18 protein-coding genes and 9 pseudogenes are annotated in these 19,826 nt (G+C 59.1%); 11 read left to right on the forward strand and 16 right to left on the reverse strand.

The window, feature by feature from the left end; genetic code table 11:
* The 4 genes and pseudogenes from IPP88_18845 to IPP88_18860 all read right to left on the reverse strand — a co-directional run.
* Positions 1–283 (reverse strand): hypothetical protein (locus IPP88_18845; protein MBL0124682.1); only part of this gene is annotated, 283 nt, incomplete at its 3' end.
* Positions 284–322: 39 nt separating this feature from the next.
* Positions 323–718: a hypothetical protein gene (locus tag IPP88_18850; protein MBL0124683.1), complete on the reverse strand. Its 396-nt coding sequence runs from the start codon at positions 716–718 to the stop codon at positions 323–325.
* A 101-nt stretch (positions 719–819) separates the two neighbouring features.
* Positions 820–1,157: pseudogene (locus IPP88_18855) on the reverse strand (hypothetical protein).
* Positions 1,158–1,308: 151 nt separating this feature from the next.
* Entirely contained in the window at positions 1,309–1,590 is a 282-nt protein-coding gene (locus IPP88_18860; protein ID MBL0124684.1) for a hypothetical protein, read from the reverse strand.
* A gap of 629 nt (positions 1,591–2,219) precedes the next feature.
* Between IPP88_18860 and IPP88_18865 the strand changes: the two genes are divergently transcribed.
* A complete protein-coding gene (locus IPP88_18865; GenBank protein MBL0124685.1) occupies positions 2,220–2,480 on the forward strand; it encodes a hypothetical protein in 261 nt (86 codons plus the stop codon).
* Between the two features lie 967 nt (positions 2,481–3,447).
* On the opposite strand, the gene IPP88_18870 is transcribed toward IPP88_18865, so the two are convergent.
* From IPP88_18870 to IPP88_18925, 12 genes and pseudogenes are all read right to left on the reverse strand, one after another.
* A complete protein-coding gene (locus IPP88_18870) occupies positions 3,448–3,618 on the reverse strand; it encodes a rhodanese-like domain-containing protein (protein ID MBL0124686.1) in 171 nt (56 codons plus the stop codon).
* A 31-nt stretch (positions 3,619–3,649) separates the two neighbouring features.
* Positions 3,650–4,018: a rhodanese-like domain-containing protein gene (locus tag IPP88_18875; GenBank protein ID MBL0124687.1), complete on the reverse strand. Its 369-nt coding sequence runs from the start codon at positions 4,016–4,018 to the stop codon at positions 3,650–3,652.
* Positions 4,015–4,518: a hypothetical protein gene (locus tag IPP88_18880; protein ID MBL0124688.1), complete on the reverse strand. Its 504-nt coding sequence runs from the start codon at positions 4,516–4,518 to the stop codon at positions 4,015–4,017. The genes IPP88_18875 and IPP88_18880 overlap by 4 nt, the downstream gene beginning before the upstream one ends.
* A gap of 266 nt (positions 4,519–4,784) precedes the next feature.
* A pseudogene (locus tag IPP88_18885) lies at positions 4,785–5,002 on the reverse strand (YeeE/YedE family protein).
* Positions 4,999–5,277: a hypothetical protein gene (locus tag IPP88_18890; protein ID MBL0124689.1), complete on the reverse strand. Its 279-nt coding sequence runs from the start codon at positions 5,275–5,277 to the stop codon at positions 4,999–5,001. Before IPP88_18890 ends, IPP88_18885 begins: the two are co-directional and overlap by 4 nt.
* 511 nt (positions 5,278–5,788) lie before the next feature.
* Positions 5,789–6,256, reverse strand: coding sequence for a c-type cytochrome (locus IPP88_18895; protein ID MBL0124690.1), 468 nt, complete (start codon positions 6,254–6,256; stop codon positions 5,789–5,791).
* A gap of 33 nt (positions 6,257–6,289) precedes the next feature.
* Positions 6,290–6,886, reverse strand: a complete 597-nt coding sequence (locus IPP88_18900) for a cytochrome b/b6 domain-containing protein (GenBank protein ID MBL0124691.1) — start codon at positions 6,884–6,886, stop codon at positions 6,290–6,292.
* A 42-nt stretch (positions 6,887–6,928) separates the two neighbouring features.
* A pseudogene (locus tag IPP88_18905) lies at positions 6,929–8,486 on the reverse strand (tetrathionate reductase family octaheme c-type cytochrome).
* A gap of 348 nt (positions 8,487–8,834) precedes the next feature.
* Positions 8,835–9,452 (reverse strand): aspartate/glutamate racemase family protein, encoded by a 618-nt coding sequence (locus IPP88_18910; protein MBL0124692.1) that lies wholly within the window; start codon positions 9,450–9,452, stop codon positions 8,835–8,837.
* Between the two features lie 113 nt (positions 9,453–9,565).
* Positions 9,566–10,807, reverse strand: a pseudogene (locus tag IPP88_18915) (MgtC/SapB family protein).
* A gap of 77 nt (positions 10,808–10,884) precedes the next feature.
* Positions 10,885–11,462, reverse strand: a pseudogene (locus tag IPP88_18920) (NnrU family protein).
* Positions 11,463–11,689: 227 nt separating this feature from the next.
* A pseudogene (locus IPP88_18925) lies at positions 11,690–12,222 on the reverse strand (hypothetical protein).
* A 394-nt stretch (positions 12,223–12,616) separates the two neighbouring features.
* Between IPP88_18925 and IPP88_18930 the strand changes: the two are divergent.
* The 10 genes and pseudogenes from IPP88_18930 (at position 12,617) to IPP88_18975 (ending at position 19,351) form a co-directional block, all read left to right on the forward strand.
* Positions 12,617–13,705, forward strand: a pseudogene (locus IPP88_18930) (hypothetical protein).
* Positions 13,706–13,872: 167 nt separating this feature from the next.
* A pseudogene (locus IPP88_18935) lies at positions 13,873–15,196 on the forward strand (beta-lactamase family protein).
* 81 nt (positions 15,197–15,277) lie between these two features.
* The gene (locus tag IPP88_18940) at positions 15,278–15,751 is read left to right on the forward strand and encodes a hypothetical protein (protein ID MBL0124693.1); all 474 of its coding nucleotides are present in this window, start codon (positions 15,278–15,280) and stop codon (positions 15,749–15,751) included.
* Positions 15,752–16,089: 338 nt separating this feature from the next.
* Positions 16,090–16,362 carry a hypothetical protein gene (locus tag IPP88_18945; GenBank protein MBL0124694.1) on the forward strand — a complete coding sequence of 91 codons (273 nt, stop codon included), beginning with the start codon at positions 16,090–16,092 and terminating at the stop codon, positions 16,360–16,362.
* The gene (locus IPP88_18950; GenBank protein MBL0124695.1) at positions 16,352–16,606 is read left to right on the forward strand and encodes a DUF3943 domain-containing protein; all 255 of its coding nucleotides are present in this window, start codon (positions 16,352–16,354) and stop codon (positions 16,604–16,606) included. Before IPP88_18945 ends, IPP88_18950 begins: the two co-directional genes overlap by 11 nt.
* Positions 16,606–17,025: a hypothetical protein gene (locus IPP88_18955; GenBank protein ID MBL0124696.1), complete on the forward strand. Its 420-nt coding sequence runs from the start codon at positions 16,606–16,608 to the stop codon at positions 17,023–17,025. The genes IPP88_18950 and IPP88_18955 overlap by 1 nt, the downstream gene beginning before the upstream one ends.
* Positions 17,026–17,124: 99 nt before the next feature.
* Entirely contained in the window at positions 17,125–17,505 is a 381-nt protein-coding gene (locus IPP88_18960) for a hypothetical protein (GenBank protein MBL0124697.1), read from the forward strand.
* Positions 17,506–17,745: 240 nt separating this feature from the next.
* Positions 17,746–18,222 carry a hypothetical protein gene (locus IPP88_18965; protein ID MBL0124698.1) on the forward strand — a complete coding sequence of 159 codons (477 nt, stop codon included), beginning with the start codon at positions 17,746–17,748 and terminating at the stop codon, positions 18,220–18,222.
* A 7-nt stretch (positions 18,223–18,229) separates the two neighbouring features.
* A complete protein-coding gene (locus IPP88_18970) occupies positions 18,230–18,451 on the forward strand; it encodes a S49 family peptidase (GenBank protein MBL0124699.1) in 222 nt (73 codons plus the stop codon).
* 242 nt (positions 18,452–18,693) lie between these two features.
* Positions 18,694–19,351: pseudogene (locus IPP88_18975) on the forward strand (S49 family peptidase).
* Positions 19,352–19,826: the final 475 nt, after the last annotated feature.

A 19,826-nucleotide genomic window follows, 5' to 3' on the forward strand; every position in this document is an offset into this window, starting at 1 on the left:
TACTCACCGAGAGTAGCGCTGTAGACATCCAGTGCGCGCTCGCCATCGAGCTCAAACAGCACATTCTCATCGCAGCGCGTGACTTTCCTCGCCGGGCCGGAAGCAGTACCCAGCCCGCGAATGACCCGCAAGCGAAATGCAGGTCGCGGCCATAGAGTCCGACCGCCACCACGTGATCATCCGTGGCACCCGATGGTCCCAGCGTCCGAGTGCGAACAAATTTTCCGCCATCACCCGCGAGCCCGCCGGAGATTTTCACCTCGCACGGAGGTATCGATTGCACTTTGGCAACCAACGCGCTGCCATTGATCGCCACCCGGTGTTAAAGGCAGAACCGCGAGCGGATTTTCAGCAACGGCGCTTGCGCCGGCCACGCGCCAACCGCAAACGATTCCGGCATCGACGCAATGCGAATGGTTTTGACGTCAACCATGGTTCGATCAAGCTCGATCGCCGTGACACTGGCAGTGCTGTCGTAAACACGATTGCCGTGTATTTCGCCCGCCGTCGAGCAACCAGCGAACGCGTCACGTGGAAATCGCCGGCGCAGTGCCAACCAGCGCCGGATTCGAGAAGAACCTAACGCCGCCAAATACCAGCGCAATCCGGGACTCAAGACCAGAAGGCTTTGCAGATCCCCATCAGGTTCGACCGTATTTTCAACCAAGACCTGTTGGGTTTCATATGTTCTCCAGTGCTCCAGACTCATGCGTTTCATCAAAATTATTGCCGCCGGATGTCGAGGATTTCGCTCGGGCGCAAAAACGCAATCACGCACAGCGAGGCGAAGTGACCGCCGCTTTGCTCCGGGATGAATTTTCAGGCGGCTTCAACTGTCCACGCCTTTTGTATGGACGTGTCGAGGTCAAGGCGTCAAAAACATCGGCGACGGCAACTAGTACGCCCGGAAAGGGAATTTTCTCGCCGGCGATTCCGCGCGGGTAGCCGGACCCGTCGAATTTTTCGTGGTAGGATCCGGCGATTTCCTGCGCCAATTGCACCAGTGGTTGCTGCCAGCCAGCAGGCGTTCGCCGATTTCCGCGTGCCGCCGCATGACGGTGAGCTCGCCCGTCATCAGGCGTCCAGGCTAACAGGATGATCGGGGCGATTTTGCCGACATCGTGAAGTGGTGACGCGACAACATCATCTCCTGAAATTCCGCCGGAAGCGCATCAATTCCTTGCAATCAGCGCGGAGTGTTCGACATGCGCGGAAGCATTGCGATCCCGTTTCCGAATCGGTATTCGACCGCCTTGGACAGACCGCGGATAAGGTCGCGTTCGCTCTGAATGATTTTTCCACGCACATTCAACTTCGGTCTGCAGCGGCGTCGCGCGATCCGGAGCATTTTTTGAGCGCCGCGAGCAGAAGATTGCGCACGCGGGTGCGAAACTCAATGGTGTCCACCGGCGGCAGAAATTCCGTGGCGCCGACGGTCAGCGCTTCGCGCCGTGTCGCCTTTTTCATTTTTCGGTCGTGACCGCGATGATCCGGAATATCGGTGCGACCCGGCATGGCGGTAAATCGGCGGATGAGTTCGAGGCCGTCCATGTTCGGCATCATGTAATCAACCAGCACCAGGTCGGGCATGTTGCAGGTGCACCAGCCGATTGCCTCAGCGGATCTTCAAAAGGTGACCGGACGCGAGCCAGCGACCGTCTGCGCCAGCGCGGACAGCAACAGGACGTTCGTCGCGTTGTCATCGATGATTAGGACGGTCATGGGTTCAAGTGTGCATTGGCGTGCCTGCGATGGTTGATGGGGACGTGTGCTTCCATGCCGGAATGGATCCGCTCACCGGCGGCGTTTTGCGCCAGCGGACGATCATAGCGCCCTACCATGCTTTCAGCAGCGCGCGGCTTTCTTGATGGCGGCAGATCGTCCCGCGCGGTGAATTCGCGTAACTTCCCGCTGAAATTGCCCATTGCGATGGGCAGTTTCGAATTTTATTGCGCAACCCTGCTTATTCCTGAAAATGTGCCGAATCCGTATGCACGCGAGCGCATGTGCAGGCAAGCGCGCGCTTGCCGGTTTCGTTCACTTCTTCGTGATGTCATGTTGTTTGTCCCCAGCGAGCCTGGATCTCGAGGTGTCGTGCGCGCACCAGGTGCTCATCGCGGGTATGTATCGGGCACTAGTACATTGACCGCCTTGGCCGCGGAAACAATGGCCATTCATGATGGTGCGATCAGAGGGCTTCATGGACACCGGCGACATCTTTGAAGAAAAAGCGAAGAGCGCCGAAGAAATCAAAAGCGCGCCTTTCCATCGATTTTCAGCATCGCATCGCACTCATTCAGGTCGACGGCAAGCAGACAGTGGAGGTGTTGCTGTCCAAGATCCCGGGCGATGGTTTTGCGTCGATAGAGAAATTGTGGCGCGATGGTTTCATTCCCCGCGTGGAGGGCAGGCGGCTGCCGCTGGCGCATTACCGGGCGCTGCCAATATCGCCGCTGGCGTACCGGCGACTTTCAATCTGACCGAAGCCAGCAGGGTTCCGCCAGAGTCTAAGTCTTTGCTCGGGCCGGAAGGCGATGGTCTCGCCGTCGCCATTGAGCGTCAAGACAGTCGCGGAATTTGTCAGCCATCCCGAGCGCGTGCGCAGACATCATTGGGCATTTCCGGCGCGGCGCGCGCAAAAGAATTCTGGGCCGCGACCTCGGACTTTCCGGCGGGCTGCGCAATGTCGATTGAATAAAACACAAGGACTGGCGCGGCTTTCCGGCCTAAAATGCCCGAAAGCCCCGCCAGATCTAGGGTTTATGTTGATTGCCGGAATCACTATCAGTCAATCGCAATTGATGGCAGGTTCCTGACCTGCCTCACGATTCAAATGCAACCACCGGCATTCAGTACGACAGCGCTTTCACATTCGGCTTCAGCAGGTGCGCAGCCACGTCGCCGGAGTTTTGCAGCGCTGATGCCTTCCATCAGGTCCGGCGGGTTTCAGTCGCTGTTAGGCAGGAACAAGGCGCAGACTTCGACCTTAGCGCCAGCTTTCAACAGGCCTTACAGCATGTCACTAGGGGTCACGTTGCGTGGCTTGAAGAGCGTGGATTCCTTATTTCTTGACCGCCAGTTGGCCGCCCTCGCTGCATAGCAGCACGCGCACACCGGCTTTCTGTTCGACGGCTTGCGTCGCCATTTACTAACGCCATGCCCTGCGTTTGCGGGTTGCCGGGTTAGTGTGACAGAAAGTTCCGTCGCGGTTTCCGCGTGAAGCAATGCGCACGAAGGCCCAGCGCGAGGACGATGGACGGCTTTTTCATTGTTTTTGAACTCCGGAAAATTAAACAGATTGGCCGAGGCGGGAAGAGCGCACCCCCGTGTTGGCAGCAGTGTTGTGTAGATGGCGAACTATTTCTTTTCGGTGATCGTGTACTCGCCATTGCCGGCAAACTTGATGTCGGCATCGATGAAGTAAGCCTGTACTTTTCCCCAGTAGCTTCACGGTGTCATAGGCCTCGCCAGGTGGGCGCCCGTACCGCAAATAAAGACCACGGGTTTGTCGGTGGGCAACGTAGAAAGTTTCTTCTCAAGCTCGTTGATGGGGATATTCACGGCGCCCTTGGCGGTTCCGGCAGCGAACTCTTTTGCGTCACGCACATCGACCAGCATGATCGATCCGGGATTTTCCTTCCAGACCTTTTCAAACGAGGCGACAGTGACCGGGCCCTTTTCTTTTCCCGGTACCAATGGGCTGCGGACTTGACGCCGCCGCGCTGGTGCCAGAGGACATGAAGTTGCGGCTGTTGCCGTGGCGGGGCGCCGATGCGGTTTTTCCCACTCCGGATAGCCCGGCGGATAGGTGAGGACCGTTGGTATGACCAAGCTTCTTGGCCTTCTCCGCCGATTTGTCGGACAGCACGCATTCCATGCCGCCACAGTAGTAGATCAGTGGCGTGGCTTTGTCGGCAGGAAGCTTGTCGATGTTCTTGTCAAACTCGCTGTCGGAAATGTTGAGGGCGGTTGGAATCATGCCTTTCTCGGCGACGCGTTTCGGTCGTGCGTCGATCAGTACGTAAGCGGCTTTTTCATCCGATCAGCTTCTTGACATGCGCGGCGGACACCAATATCTGAGCGCCCTTCGCCTTCCAGTCCGGTGAGCCGGCCGCATAGACCTTGATATTGGTGTAGCCCAGTTTTCGGCCTTGAATGCGGAATTGTGGCTGAGCATGCATTCGAGACCACCACAATGGAAGAGCAGCAGCGTGGCCTTGTCGGCGGGGAGCTTGTCGACATTTTTGTCGAATTACTATCAGGAATATTTACCGCACCGAGGATGTGGCCCGGATCGTATTGGCGCGCGGCGGGACGCGGGTCGATGATCATCACGCCCTTCTTTGGCGGGATATCGACGTTCTGGCGCATGAAATCGAAATCAACCAGGGTCTTGTAGTAGCCAGCCTTGACATGGATGGCGGCGGGCTGTACAACCGCGGCCGTCGAGAATACGACGGGACTGAGGGCGAGGGCCGCGAGTATCGCGGTCAGCAGGGTCATGCGTTTGGCATTCATAAGGTTCTCCTTGAACGTGCGACAGAATTTACATCAGAGTGAATTTTTCAGTGGATTCGTTGTAGCGCACCAATGCATACCAGAGCAGCAGCAGGCCGCCGCCAATGGCCAGCGTCATCTGAGTTGCCGAGCATTTCGGGAAGGTAGGCCTGAAAGCCGACCGGGTCATTTCAAAGTCTCTACATTGGTTTCGTCAAGTCGAGGTGAGGCCGAATTTCTTGAACAAGGGCGCTCGCGGTGGATCCGGCCCAGGAGAAAGAAAATCGTCACCCAAGCTTGCTGTGACCCTCGCCCATGCGCCAAAGCGAGCCCGATGCGCAGCCGCCGGCAAACACCATGCCGATACCAAAATCAGGCCGCCGACCAGCGAGCCAATCCAGAACGTGGCGGGAATGGCGAGGTAAGGATCGATCACCTTTTTCTGGAAAAGCAATGCGGCGATCGGCATGCCCACGGCCAGTGCCAGAATCACCGCCTTGGTCATCGCGCCTTCACCGGTAATGAAGGGTCGCGGAAGGCGCGGGCAAAGCACAGGCGCGAGCTGCGCATGATGTAGCCGATGGCGAATCCGGCCACGACAATCACCGCACGCGCGGCCAGTTGCTCGTTGGCCGAGCCGTACCAATTCGTGGCCCAGATCAAAACGCCGACGACCACCACAAGTCCCAGCAGGGGATATTTACGTTTGACGCCATCCGGAACCGTGATCGAGGCGGCGCCTTCGATTCCCCAGTCGATATTTTCCAGCGTCCACAACAAAAGCTAGACGCCAATGGCCGCGCCCGCAGGCGGGCAAACCCACATCGCCCAGCCCGCGGGAGAAGGTGCAGCACCGGATTGAAAAGCCACCGGTTGTGCAGCCGCCGGCCAAACGGCGCGCCGATGCCGAGCTTCCACCCGGCTGCCAGATGTGCTCCAGTTTGGGCGCGAGATTGGGCGTGAACTGACCCGACAGCAATGCCGCCGCGAATGCACCCACCACCAGCATGATATTCATCGGCGACATGCGGTGCATGATGAAACTATCCGAGTCATGGGAACGCCGATCAGTGGCCGAGGCCGATCAGGTTGTTGAACCAGTCGCCCCGGAATTTGACGCCGCAAAACGCCCCTACGCAATCCACTGAGCATCAGGCCGATGATCACGAGTATCAGCAGGAGGCGCCGACGAAAGGTGACCATTCCTTGGCGACGACTTTTTCGTAGTCCGATTTGGAAGCCGGCCAGCCAGCCGGCTTCACTCTTAGCGCTCATCTGTTTTTCTCCTTGCTTATCGTTGGCGACATATCGCGCGCGGCAGGCCCCGCGGCTGAATGGCACCGCGCGCCGCCAGCAGGGCAACGATCCAGCTGCAACTAGCCGGTGCGTCGCCGTCCTTGGCGCCTTTGTTGAGGAAGGCTGCGACGTCATCCAGCAATTCCTGGTCCGGCGCATCCGCAAACTTCTCGGCGGCCTTGTTGCCGGCTTTGATCTTGGCACGGTAGGCCTTGCTGACATATTCCTTGACCGTATCCTTGCCTTTCGCGTGCTTGTCGGCCTTCAGATATGCGGCCCACTCGGCCTTTGTCTTCGTGCTTGGGTTGATGGACCCGATCGGCGCGGCGAGATGGCAGGTGGTGCAGACGGCACGGTAATAGACGCGACCGCGTTTCCAGTCGGCATCGTAGGCCTGGGCGGACAATGAAGTGCCAAGCAGGGCCAATACGGCTGCTGCGGCAAGAGTGTGGTTGAGTTTCATGGTTTTGCTCCTTGGTGATTTAGGGTTTGCGGATTATTCAGCTTCTTCCCAGCCGGTGATCATGGTCTTGACTTGGGAGGTGACCTTGTGACCAGTGGTGGCGAGATAAAGATGCGAGATCAGGAATGCCAGCATCAGGAAGGCGCCGACGGTGTGGCCGACAGCAATCCATTCAAGCTGCAGTTTGGTGAGTCCCCACGCGGCCCAATCGGCATAGAAAAGATAGAGCCAGCCGGTAAACCAGATGAGCGGACTGAGCATCGTCAGAATGGCGAGGTAGGTCAGCCGTTGCAGGGGGTTGTGCTTGTTGATATGGCTCGGCTTGAACGGATGGGGTTCGTGCTTGAAGATGCCGGACGAATAGAACTTCGCCATCACGAAAATTTTCTCCCTCGTCGGGATGTAGTGCCGCCATTCACCGGTGGTGAGATGCCAGAAGATCGCGAAAATCCACAATCCCACCAGCGACCAGGCGGCGATGACTGGTAGGCCACCGCCTTTTTCGAAGCCGAAGTTGGTATAAGTGCCGTGGATTTCAAAGCCGGTAAGCATCAGGAAGATGATCAGGGCGGCCTGCGACCAGTGCCAGAAGCGCTCGAAGGCCTTGAAGATGTAAACGCGTTGTGTCATGTGAGTTCTCCGGAATTCGTCTTGTTTCGCATTAGGTTCAACTTAGCGCTTGCGATGAACGACACGCAACGCGCCGTGGCCGAGTACGCCGAGCAAAGTCAGCAGGACAATGCCCCAGCCGGCGGTGTCGACGAATCTGTTGGAATCTCGACCGGGCAGATACACACCCTGTATGCCGGCGAGCCGCCCATCCTTGGCGTGGCATGCCACACATCCCAGCGCTTTTTCTTTCGGCGCAACCATGTGGGTAATCGGCCACGACATTTCAGTCTTGATGAATTCAAATTTGCCCGAATATGGCGCGCCCGAATCCTTCATGCCGACCGGTATGGCTTTGTCCCACGCCAGGTTTTTCCAGAAGCCGGTATCGTCATTGCCGGCGGTGTGCGGCGTGATCAGTGTCTTGTTGATTGGGTCATAGGGTTGCGAGCCGCGGAAAACCTTCATCGGCCAGATCAGCGATTTCCCGTCGGTCGGGCTGCCGCCGAGTTTGTTGATCGGTGTGCGCTGGTCGGTCTTCTCGATCTTGTCAGAAAGCAGCGTGTACTCGACGTGACCGTTGAACCACGCATACTCCGGCTTCACGTTTTCGGCCAGTGTGAAATCGCCCTTGCGCGATTCGTAGGTGATGCGACCCTTGGCGTCCTTGCGGGTGATTTGCTGGCCCTGCTCGTCTTTTTGGCCCGCCGTGGACCAGTCCCAGGTCATCTTGGTGGCAACGCCGCCGCGTGCAAAAGCTGGAATGTGGCAGGTTTGGCAGGCAAGTTTGGCGGTATGCTGGTTGAGGCGCGGTTCTTTCTTGTGCGGGGCGTTGTTATGACAAGCCACACAGCTTGCAGGGTTGCCGTTGCTGGCCCGGCCGGGCATGTGCGCACCCTTGGTATCTTTTGCGGTCGGCGTGTAGCGGCTGCCGGCCACATCATGGCTCGATGTCTTATGACAAGAGGCACAGGTGAAGTCCAGCCCTGTCGCATCCATATGCACATCTAGCTCTTTGTCGGGCGCGGACATGGAACTGTCCAGATCGCCGTGCTTGACGCCATCGCCGCCGCCGCCGAAGAAATGGCAGGCGCCGCAGGTATCACGGCTGGATTTGCCGACTTTCTGTGCGATTTTCCGGAGGTCGATCGCCTTCAGAATCTTGCCTGAACCGGCCGGAATTCCATTTCTTTGGTAACGACGTTGCCTGCCAGGCCGGTGGTTTCTTGTAGTTGCCCGTGGTGTCGTGGCAGGCCAGACAATCGACATTTTCTTCGGACTTGAAGTCAAAGCTGGCATCTTTCCAGCCGTAACCGATGTGGCAGCTGGTACAGGACGCATAGTTGGAGGCAATCGAGATACAGAAGTTGTTGAGGATGGTTTTCTTGCCCAGCATCTGCTTCGTATCAGGGTTCAGGTATTCCCATTTCCAGTGTTTGGTGCGGTGAATCTGGCCAGCGGCCTCCGTGTGACAGACCAGACAGGCTTTGGTCACTTCCGGGCCGGACTTGAATTGGCCCTGCAACTCCTTGAATTTGCTGTGATCAGCGGTGGTATTGAGCTTGAGCGGCTTGGGTTCCGTTTTGGCTTCTTCGGCCAACACGGAGCCAGCAACCGCCAGCCAGGCAGCGCAGCACGTAACGAGCGCAAGTCGGGTAAACGCGGGATTCACGAATGCTCCTTCTGATAGGGCGAAAGGTCCGCAAAAGACGGACAATTCATTATAGATTTTGATATAACGTCAAGTTTGCTTTGGATCAATGGTCGTGCATATTTGTGCCCGTCGGCGCACGTTGGCGGACATGGATGAGATATTGGGCGTAAAATGAGCGACAATTGATCCAGCGCAGACCGCCCACGGGCGCGAAGCCTTGGTGGCGCTGAACGGGCTTTCAAGTTCGTGCGCTTGTGTCAGGCTTGTAGCCGACGCCAGAAAGTCACACAGGCGCGGGCCAGTGCGGCGGTCGAATCAATGCAACGCTCGCGCAGCGGAGTCGATGGCGTCCAGTGCAAGCGGCATTTCGGTGCAAGCGAGAATCACCAGCTGGGCACCGTCGGCAAGTAACTGCCTGACCACCGGCTCAAGTAGCGCACCACCTTGTCCAGACTTACCCGCTTTGACCAACTCGATTGCCGGCAAAATGTTGCGGATCATCGAAGCCTCGTCCGGCACGTGCGATGCGTAACCCAGCGCAGCCAGACGCGAATCGTAGAGACCCGTGGCGAGCGTCGCGCGCGTTCCGATGACCCCGACCGCATCACCAGGCGCCGTTCGTGACGCGATTTCGCGGCAGGTCGCGTCGATGATGCTGATGAACGGTACCGGGCAATCCGCAGTCAGGTCCGCGAACCAGAAATGCGCTGTGTTGCAGGGCATGGCCAAAAAGGTGGCACCGGCGGCGACCAGCTTGTCGCGCGCGGCACGCAGCGCCTGCAATGGCGACTCGCCATTGCCCAGAATGGCCGCAGGGCGCGGCGGAATACGCGGATCGGAGAGGATCAGCACCGGCACATGATCGGCATCGTCACTCGCGGGCGTGGCTGCAAGCAGCTTCGAAAAAAAATCGGCGGTGGCCAGTGGACCCATTCCCCCAAAACGCCTAGCATTTGTGCAGCTCCTTTGTTCATTCGGGAATAAGCCCTCAGGTGTCCGCAATCGCCCTTTGCGCATCGTCGGAACACCGGCGAATGCGCCGCACCCTAAATCAAGGTGCCCACCCACGCTGCCGCGATCATCATCACCAGTCCTGGCACGATCCGCAATGCATATGGCGCGCCCCCCGACGTGAAGGCCAGCACCGCCTTTACCAGCGCATTGGTGCTCAATCCTGTCAGCACGGCGGTCACCGCGAGCGGCAACGATATTTTCCCCGCCACCAGCATTGATGCCGTCGCGACGGCGGCGGCATGCGCGTCGGCAAGGCCGGACGCGGCGGCGGTTACCAGCACGCCGCGCTCACCCACCCAGGCGTTGAGGGCGGCGGCGACGGTCAGTACCGCGCCGATCAACGCCGCAAAGGTCAATGCGGCGACCAGGTCGAATGCGCGTCCACTGCCGCGAGGTGCCGCGTCAACGGCGCGCAAGGCGTGCAGGGTAAACCAGGCGGCATACAGCACGGCCGCCAGTCCGGCAAACACCAGCGGTAGCACGAGTTGCGCGAGCAGCGCCGGCGCGAGAAAGGCAATCACCGCCGATAGTTGTACGATGGTCGCCACCGACGACAGCACCGCGCCCGCGACCAGTCCCGGCATCAGCGCGGGTTCCTCGCGTGCGCCGGCCCATTGCGTGTATGGTCGCGGAGCTGGAAATGAAACCCGATACCAGTCCCGCCAGCGGCAATCCGTAGCGCGGGCCGAGTAATCGCAACGCGATGCAGCCCAGCGCACTGACCGACATCACCAGCACGACGATGGCGACCAGCGAGTGCGGATTGATGGCGTTAAAGGGCCGAGAAAGCGGTCGGGCGTCAGCGGCAGCGCGATCAGCGCCGCGGCGCCAAACAGCAATGCATCGTGCAACTCGCGCTCGCTCAGCACGCCGCTCACGAAGTGGTGCAGGCGATCGCGCGCGGCCAGCAGTCCCGCCAGCGTCACGCCGAGGCCGGCGGCAAGCAGCGCTTCGCGCGCGGCCAAGCCACCGATGAAGCAGGTCAGTACCAGCGCAATTTCGGTGGTCATGCCGGGATCGTCCGCCGTTGAACGGCGATAGGCGAGCAACGCAAACCCGCCGACCAGCAACGCCGCCACCGCCATCAACAACGCCTCGCCCAGCAACATCGCCACCACGCCGGTGAGCGCGGCGACGGCGAAGGTGCGGATACCCGCCGGCGCGCGCGCGGGCCCTTCACCTTTGCGCCGCTCGCGTTCGGCGCCGATGAGCAGGCCAACGCCGAGTGCGACGCAGACGGCCAGCAGTGATTGCGAATTGAATTCAGGCGGCATTCATGTCACATCGCAGGGTGGTCATCGCTTCAAGCTTTTTCACGCTTCTTCACACTTTTCGCCTGCGATTTCAGTCGTTAACCGAAGGGCCGCACGCCAATGAGCATGCCGTGCAGGAAGAACGCAAACGCCACCCACACGACGAGGCCAATGGCAACGACGATGAAATCACGAGACACGCCGGTCGCCTGATACGTCACGCCGGATTGCCGGTCACGCTGCCGCGCGGCGCGAAAGGCCAGCGCAGCCCATAGCGCAAATCCGCCAAACAACAACACATCATCAAGCCGGCCATTCGACAGGAGGTGCGCGAACGCCCAAAGCTTCACAGCCAGCATCATCGGGTGTTTGAGCGCGGCCTTGATGTGCGTGCCCGGCACATATGCCGCCGCGAGCATGACAAAAATCGGTAGCGTCAAAGGGCGGTAACGTGCCGCGTCCACATGGGCGGCATCCACAAGTTGATCGGAGTCTGCCGCGACAATCCATAACCGTACACAATCAGAATGAAGCCGATGATCGAGACCACTGCGTAGAGCGCTTTCCAGGCACCCGCGCCCATTCCGGCGATACGCGCCGTGCGCCAGTCGTCGGCGACGATGCGGACCGAATGCACGCCGAGGAACAACACCAGTCCTGCGATGAGATAAACCATGAATGGATTCCGCAAAATGAATGTCTGTGTATTTTGACATCATCCGCCTCGTGTGGCGGGCGACGGGCGCGCGCGGGCGAGCTTTATGTGCGGCCAAGAATTGGAAGTCAACCACTGGCGCGGCGTTCAGGGCGATATTGGCTCGAAACGCGCGCCGGACAAGGAGTTTAAATTTGAGTCTGGCAATTGGACCCGTTCAATCCACGGCATGATTGACGCGCGAAAAATCAGAAATGCGGCGAGACCACGTCGCAAACAGTGTCTTCTTCCGTCCCGATCATGATCATGACTTTGTCCGGTGCCATGCCCAGTAGCTGGCCGATATCCTTGTAATCATCGGGCAGGGCGGCATCGTCCCAGCCATTGGCGAGATGGCGCGCAAGGTTGACAGCCAGCACCACGTTGCGCACACGTTCCTGATCGGCGCACTTGTCATCCATCAGCGTAAGCAACAATTTCCGGCAGACCCCATTCGCGCGTCAGCGCCGACTGCAACTCGACCAGTGAAAATCCCAGCACCTGTGTTTGTGCATCGTGGCTGCGCAGGCTCACTACGCTTGTGGTGCTGCAGATAGCGCAACAACTTGACCGTCATCATGGGATCGCGCGCAATGATCTCGGATATGCTTCGCGCGCTGATGTTCTCGTCGTCCTCGCGCAATGCCGTCAGGTCTCGGGCGGTTGTCTTCAACACAGGAATTTCCGCCCGCGTCAGAAACGCCACCCAGCCTTCCAGATTTTTCATTTCACCATGTTGCATTGCGACCCCGGTTTTCCTTGCATTCACCGCTAGTCAATGAATTTTCGGCGCGCCGGCAGAAATCTTTAATCCGGGAACCATTGTTTAATGGATCTGCCCGCGCGCTGAACGGGCTTCCTGCCAACGATTCAGCCGGAGGCTGGTGACACCAGGCGCGTGCAAACCACGTTCGCCTGTTGCCGGCAAGATGCGCGTTTCTTGCGGCCGCATGACGCCGGAAGTGCTCGGCCATTTCGACCGGTGGCGCAACTTTTCTACTGAAGAGTATCAGCCACTTTCTGGTTTGTTCCGGATTGTCCTGACGCGCGCGCCTCACTACCATGGTCGATACACAACCGGCTGCACACCACGAACCGCGCACAAAATCACGCGGCAACAATCCAACAAGGCATCAATGCCGGCTGCCCAATTACCCTCCCGGAGGAGAAAATCATGGGCTATAAGGTTCTTGTCACTGGGCGCGTCCTACGGTTCGTTGCTGGGCGCCAAGCTGCTGCTGGCCGGTCACAACGTGACATTGGTCGGGCTGCCGGCCGGGAAGTCGACTTGTTCAATCGCGAAGGCGCGCGCGTGCGATTGCCGGTGAAGGGTCGCGCGGATTTGGTTGAAATTGATTCACGAACGACACCAGGCAAGCTTTCGGCGGCCGGGCCGGATGGTCGATCCGCCGCTTTCGATCTGATCGCACTCGCCTGCAGGAACCACAGTATGGTTCGCCCGGCGTCCGCGATTGCTCGACCGTGTCGCGCGATCGCGCGTGCCGTGCATGTCGATCATGAATATGCCGCCACTGCCGTACCTGGACGTATCCCCGGTGTATCGGCGGCTGCCTGCCGCGCGTGCTACACCGATCCCGCCGTCTGGGACAACTTTGATATTTCGCTGATGACGCTATGCAGTCGGACCCGCAGGCGTTTCGCCCACCCGACGAAAAGATCAATGTGCTGCAAGTGCGTCTGCCCACCAACTTCAAGGCCGCGCGTTTCGTCTCGGACGCTCACCGCCATGTTGCACAAGTTGGCGGCCGACATCGACGCCGTGCGATTCAATACCGGCACGGAGTTGATCGAATTACCGGTGAAGCTGAAAGTGCACGAATCCGTATTCGTGCCGCTCGCCAAGTGGAGCATGCTGATGGCCGGCAACTACCGTTGCATCCAGAAAGGACGCGATGCGGCCCATCAAGGAAGCGGTGCATGGCAACATCGAGGAGTCACGCGCGGTCTACAAGTGGGTAGCCGAATTGTGCATCTCGCTGGGGCGGCCGAAAGCGATCTGGTGCCATTCGAAAAATACGCCAACGCCGCGTTGGGACTCGCCAACCGTCCTCAGCCGCGCGCTGTTCGGCGGCGCACACCATATCGAGCGAGTGGATCGGCTGGTGCAATCCATCGCCGCGCAGAAAGGCAAGCGCAACGATGTCATTGACGAGATCGTCTCGCTGGTGGATGAAAGGCTGGAATTGAATCGGCTGAAGTCATAGCGCGTTTCTGCAACGTGTTCCTGTCCCGCGTACGCGCTGGTCGCTTTTCGCGCCCGGCGCTACACTATCCACATTCATCGGATAACTGATGCTGTCCAACAAAACCAATAGGGAGAAAGAATTCATGCGCAAATCGAGAGCCTGAAAGTCTGTCTTGCACTGGCACGATGCTCGCATCAATTGCCGCAGGCGCCGCCACACCGCTGCCGGTCACCGCGCCGGAGAAGCCGGGTTTTCCAAAGAAGGCCTGGCGCGCATCGATCAGTTCTTTGCTCGTGAGATCGCCGCCGATCGCGTGCCCAGCGCCGTGATTGCCATCGCCCGCGACGGCAAGCTGGTGCATTACAAAGCCTACGGTGCGCTCAACAAATCGACCGGGGAGGCGATGCCGCTCGACGCGATCTTCAATCTTGCCTCCATGACCAAGGTGATGGCCGCAGTCGGTGGCCTTACGTTAAACGAGGAAGGACGATTGCCGTTGAAATCGCGATTGAGCGAATATCTGCCGGCGTTCGCCAAGATGAATGTCGGCGTCGCCGGGCCCGATGGCGAGATCAAGCTCGGCCGGCCAATCCGATCTACATCCATGATCTTTACCGACACACCTCGGGAATTACCTATGGTGGGCGCGGCACCACGCCGGTACACAAACTTTATCCGGCCGGTTCGGCGCCCGCCGCCGCGCAATATTCGGCCGATGAATTCGTGGCCAAACTCAGCGCCACGCCGCTTATGTATCAACCCGGCACCGTGTGGGATTACGGTTTTCCACCGATATTGCTCGGTCTGGTCATCGAAGGTCAGCGGCAAAGCGCCTCGGTGATTATCTGCAAACGGCGGTGTGGGACAAGGTCGGTATGCCAGACACCACGTTCAATGTTCCGGCGGAGAAACGCAAGCGTCTCGCGCGCCCATTGCCGAAAGATCCGATCTCCGGCCGCGACCAGAGCATCTCTGATTCTCGACAAACCGGTCAAATTTGATTGCGCCGGTTCGTGTGCGTTCAGCACCGTCGGCGATTACCTGCGGTTCGGCCAGATGCTGTTGAACGGCGGCGTCATCGACGGCAAGCGCTTGCTGAGCCCGAAGACGGTGCGCGCGATGACCAGCGATCACCTCCGGGGCGAATATCAAGAACAACGTCGCTGGCGCCGAGCCGCACCAGGACGGCTATGGTTTCGGCCTCGCTGTCGCGGTGCGATTGCATCACGGCCTCGCCGCCACACCCGGCACGGCGGGTGATTCCACCTGGAATGGCGCCAATGGCACCGCGTTCTGGGCGGACCCGAAAGAGCGGCTGGTTGGTCGTTTACGGCACCGTCGCGCCGGGTGAAATCCGCAAGATACTATCGCGAACAGGTTGGCGCGCTGGTGTATGGCGCGATGCTGGATTTTGCCGAAGGCCGGAAAGTAGAGGCTGGCAGCAAGGGTGTTTCCTGCTATCTTGCTGAAAGTGAAACACCAGCACTGGTGCGGCAGTTGCGGCACTAAACGGCTCGAAAGCCCCGCCAATGCTGGTGTTTTAGTATTTTCGTGTATCCGCAATGCAACAAGTTCAGAAGGATTCGCCAAATGACAAAGCGCATTTCCGTAGCTGCCTGCGTCCTGCTGATCGCGACGTTTGCCGGTTGTGACGGTGTCGCCACCGGCGACAAAATGCATTCCGAGCCGGTGACCGAATCGGCAAACGGAGGCTATGGACCGGTCAAATTATCCCTCACGCCGCAGATGTCGCCGGTGGCGGTCAACATCCGCGCGGAACATGGCATTGACGGTACCAAGGCGGGCAAGTGGAACAGCTACCTCGCCACGTTGACGTTTAACGGGCGCGAAGTGGCGGCGAGCAAATTCAATATCAATTATGCAGGCGACGTCGACGGACAGCCCGGCGCGCCGTACATCCTGAAGAACATGTTGACCGCAAAGGTCGCGGAAGGCAGGCGACTATGGCTGACGGTGGTTCCTATCCAGCCCAACGCGATCAAACTGACCAATGTGCGTATTGAAATGCGCCGCAATGTCGAGGGCAACGCCAACTTGCGATGAAGAATTGTTTTGCGCAATGCCGGCAAGAAATTTCCAATGCTGTAACGAATCCGGCAATCTGAACGTAGCAATCGACGATTCTATTTTCATCGCGCGCCCATGATTCTTCAAATTTGGTCGCTGCCGGCAGTGTGCCGATAGGCGGAATTGGCCGAAAGACTTCAAACTGGCCGCGCAAATGTTCGCTAACGCACGGAGAGCCGGCCCCGATTCGAACAGAATCGGCGGATGCGATTTCCTGACTCCTTTCCGCGCCTGGTGCGAATGCTTCACCGCGCACCTTTATGTGCCAGGGCAGCGCGTTTCGGCGCTGTTTTCATCCGGTCTCGCGGCAATGTGTGGCGCGCGCGCAGAAGCACCCGAGGCGACGACCAGCACGCCTGACGCCGCCCGTATCTGCCCACGACGGCCGCTACGACCGACGCCGCCGCAAGCGCGACCCGAAACCACCGCCCGACTACTCGGCCGATGTGGCGGCTCGCAAGAACTATGTGTTTCCGGCACTCGCAATCGTCGGTTTTGACGTCCTGCCAAACCAGTACAACCGGCGTTACATCAGCGATGAATACAAAAGCAACATGTCGTCGATCCGGCGCAATTTTGCGACGTAGCTGGGCGGTCGATAACGACCCGTTTGGCGTAAATCAGCTGGGACATCCGTATCAAGGCTCGATCTACCACCGGTTCGCGCGGACCTCGGACTCCAGTTACTGGAGTCGCTCGCCTACACGTTTGCGGGCAGCGCATTCTGGGGAGATCGCCGAGAGACGACACCGCCGTTCCCGAAACGACCAGATCGCCTCCGGTATCGGCGGGACCTTTCTGGGCGAGGCACTTTTTCGCTTGTCAGCCTGATGCTCGAGCATGGTGGAAGTTCGCCGCCGCTTTGGCGCGAAATTGTCTCCACGGCCATTACCCCGTCAATGGGTATCAATCGTTTCATCTTTCACAACCGAGAGATCTTTCCCGGCCACGATCCCGCCTACTACAGCCGCATACAAGTAGGCTTCAGCGGTACGGCAAAAACGACCAGGGCGTCGACCACAAAGCTCCGGCGCAACGAAGCGCTTACCGATTTTTCCATCGACTACGGTTTGCCAGGAAAACCCGGCTACACGTATACGCGTCCATTCGACTATTTCAATCTGAAGGCGACCGCCTCGAGCGCCAATGGATTCGAGAGCCTCATGACGCGCGGACTGCTGGTGGGCAAGGACTACCAGGCAGGTGAGAAATACCAGGAATCTGGGGCTGTACGGCAGCTACGACTATAGCGCCACAAATATTCCGCGTATCAAGTTCAGCGTTGTCGGTGGGCACCACCTCGCAATGGCGGCTGTCTGATTCGTTTGCGGTGCAGGGCACGGGACTCCTTGGCGTGGGTTACGCCGCTGTCGGCACCACGCGCGGCGATGCAACCGACCGCGAATACCACTACGGCGTGGCGCCACCAGTCCCTGTTCGCGATGCGCCTGATTTATGCCGACAGCGCGTCCGCTCGGCCTGACCGCGCGCGCGAATACTTCGTGAGCAACGTTGGCGCTACCGACCGCGGGGGACATGACAACATCTTTCGCGTGGATGCATCATTCACGCAGCGCATCATCGCCGCCATGCCATCACCATCAAGTACTCGGAAACCGCCGCGATGCGACCTATCCGACCTCGGCAGCCGAACCCAGTCGCGGGGAACCATTGGCATCTTCTACACATTCATGGGTCAGGACGGGTTCGGCAAAGTCGATTGGCGCTAGCCCTGCGATGCCTCTTTTTGTCCGCATATCAAACCTCCGCGCTTCACCTCCGGGCAGAAATTCGGCCACATTCATGGTCTCCAGCTAATCACACGGTATTTCCGCCTGCGCGGGAACGCCGCCCTGGACACCGGCCAATCACGGCCGCGAAAAAACGGACTTGCGAGTGGCGGTCAAGTCGGGTCCCCGGCCGCAACGCCGGTATCATTGCAGGTTGGCCCTTTGTTTTCTGGAGTATCCATGTCATCCGTCCCAGGATTGTTGCGTCGTGCCTTCAGCGGTTTCTGGTCGGCGCTCGACACAAGCCGCCGCGTGTTTTTTAACCTCATCTTCCTCATTGTCCTTGCCTTCATCATTGCCGTGATTTTCAAGGGAAGCCCCAGAATTGATGAAAAAACCGTGCTGGTGCTTGGCCTCACCGGAAAACTGGTGGAGCAGCGCTCGGGCAGCACGCGTGAGCAGCTCCTGAGCGAAGTGCAGGGCGGCACGAAAGAACCAACGCAATTGCGTGATGTGCTCGCAGTACTCGATGCGGCAGCCAAGGATCTGCGCATCGAACGCGTGGTGCTGACCCTCGATGAATTTGACGGCAGTGGCCCGGCATCGTTGCACGAGGTGGCCAGCGCGCTTGAGCGGTTCAAGGATGCTGGCAAACAGGTTGTGCGTGGGGCGGCCCTCCAACCAGCGTTCTTACTATCTGGCCGCGCATGCCAATGAAGTTTTCATGCATCCGATGGGTGTGGTCATGCTGGAGGGCTATGGACGCTACCGCAATTACTACAAGGACGCACTGGACCGGCTCGGCATCCAGGCCAATGTCCTGCGCGTCGGTACCTACAAGAGTTTCGGCGAGCCTTACACCAGCAACGCGCCCTCGAAAGCGACCATTGAAGCCGACACGTTTTTGTACAACGACTTGTGGGCGACCTATCCCGGGCGCTGTTGAAAAGGCGCGCAAGTTGCCCGCTGGCGCCATCAACAAGGGCATCGAGGAAATCACGCAACGCTTTGCCGTGGTCAATGGCAACCCGGGAAAACTTGCACTTGAAAGCCGGCTGGTCGACGGCCTGAAAACGCGCGATGAATTTCGCGAATTGATGATTCAGCGTGGCGCAAAGGACGAAGAAAACAAAACTTTCCGCCAGGTTTCGTTCAACGCTTACCTGGACGCTCAGCCGAAACGCGGTGATGACGCTCATCGCCGTCAGTCGTTGCCGAGGGGAAATCAGCGACGGTATTGCGCCACCCGGGCGCATTGGCGGCCGCTCGACGGCCGAACTGATTCGCAAGGCACGCGACGACGACAAGGTGAAGGCGCTGGTATTGCGCGTGAACTCGCCCGGCGGAAGCGCGTTTGGTTCGGAATTGATTCGCCGTGAGCTGAACTCACGCGCATCGCGGGCAAGCCGGTGGTGGTATCGATGGGAAATGTCGCGGCTTCGGGCGGTTACTGGATCTCGATGGCCGCGGATGAAACCATCGCCGACCCGGCCACTATTACCGGATCCATCGGTGTAATTGCCATGCTTCCAACCGGTGAAAAACGATGGAAAAGCTGTCGATTGCGACCGGCGGCGTGACCACCACATGGCTAGGCGGCGCCTACGATCCCCGGCACGGCCTCGATCCGCGATTTGCGCAATTGGTGCAAGCCGCGATTGGCAACATCTGCACGGAATTCACGGGCCAAAGCGGCGGTCGCCCGCAAGACCACGCCGGAGAAAATCAACGACGTCGGACAAGGCCGGGTATGGACCGGCAATCAGGCGAGGAACGCGGCCCGATTGACCGCACCGGCAGCTGGCGATGCAATCAAGTCGGCAGCCGCCAAAGCCAAGCTCGGTGATGATGCGCGTGATTTACGTCGAGACGGAACGCACGCCTTTCGAGCTTGATATCGCGGTTGGGCGGCGCGCAACTGGAAGCGTGGATTCAGACGATGGTGGGCAATGCGGCCAACAATGTCTTGCCATTCGCGGCGGTTCCCGATGTTGCGCGAGGTGCAGCACGATCTTGCCTGGATCCTGGAAGCGGCCGATCGGGCGGAGCAGCGGCAACCGTTTGCCGCGTATGCGCACCGTTTGTGCGTTGCCGAATAGTTGGCGGCGGAAAAGCCGGACTCACTCATCGGTGAATGCGATGATGAATGAAACTACGCAGACGTGGAACCGGTCGCGCCGAAATCGATGCCCGGAAAGAGCCTGTCATGATTGAATTCGGCAGTCCGTGGTGCGGTCATTACCGTGCCGCGCAGGGCTTGATCGCGGGTTGCCCTCGAGAAACATCCCGGCGTGCATCACATCAAGATTGCCGACGGCCTG

Source organism: Betaproteobacteria bacterium (assembly GCA_016720925.1).
GTDB lineage: Bacteria > Pseudomonadota > Gammaproteobacteria > Burkholderiales > Usitatibacteraceae > UKL13-2.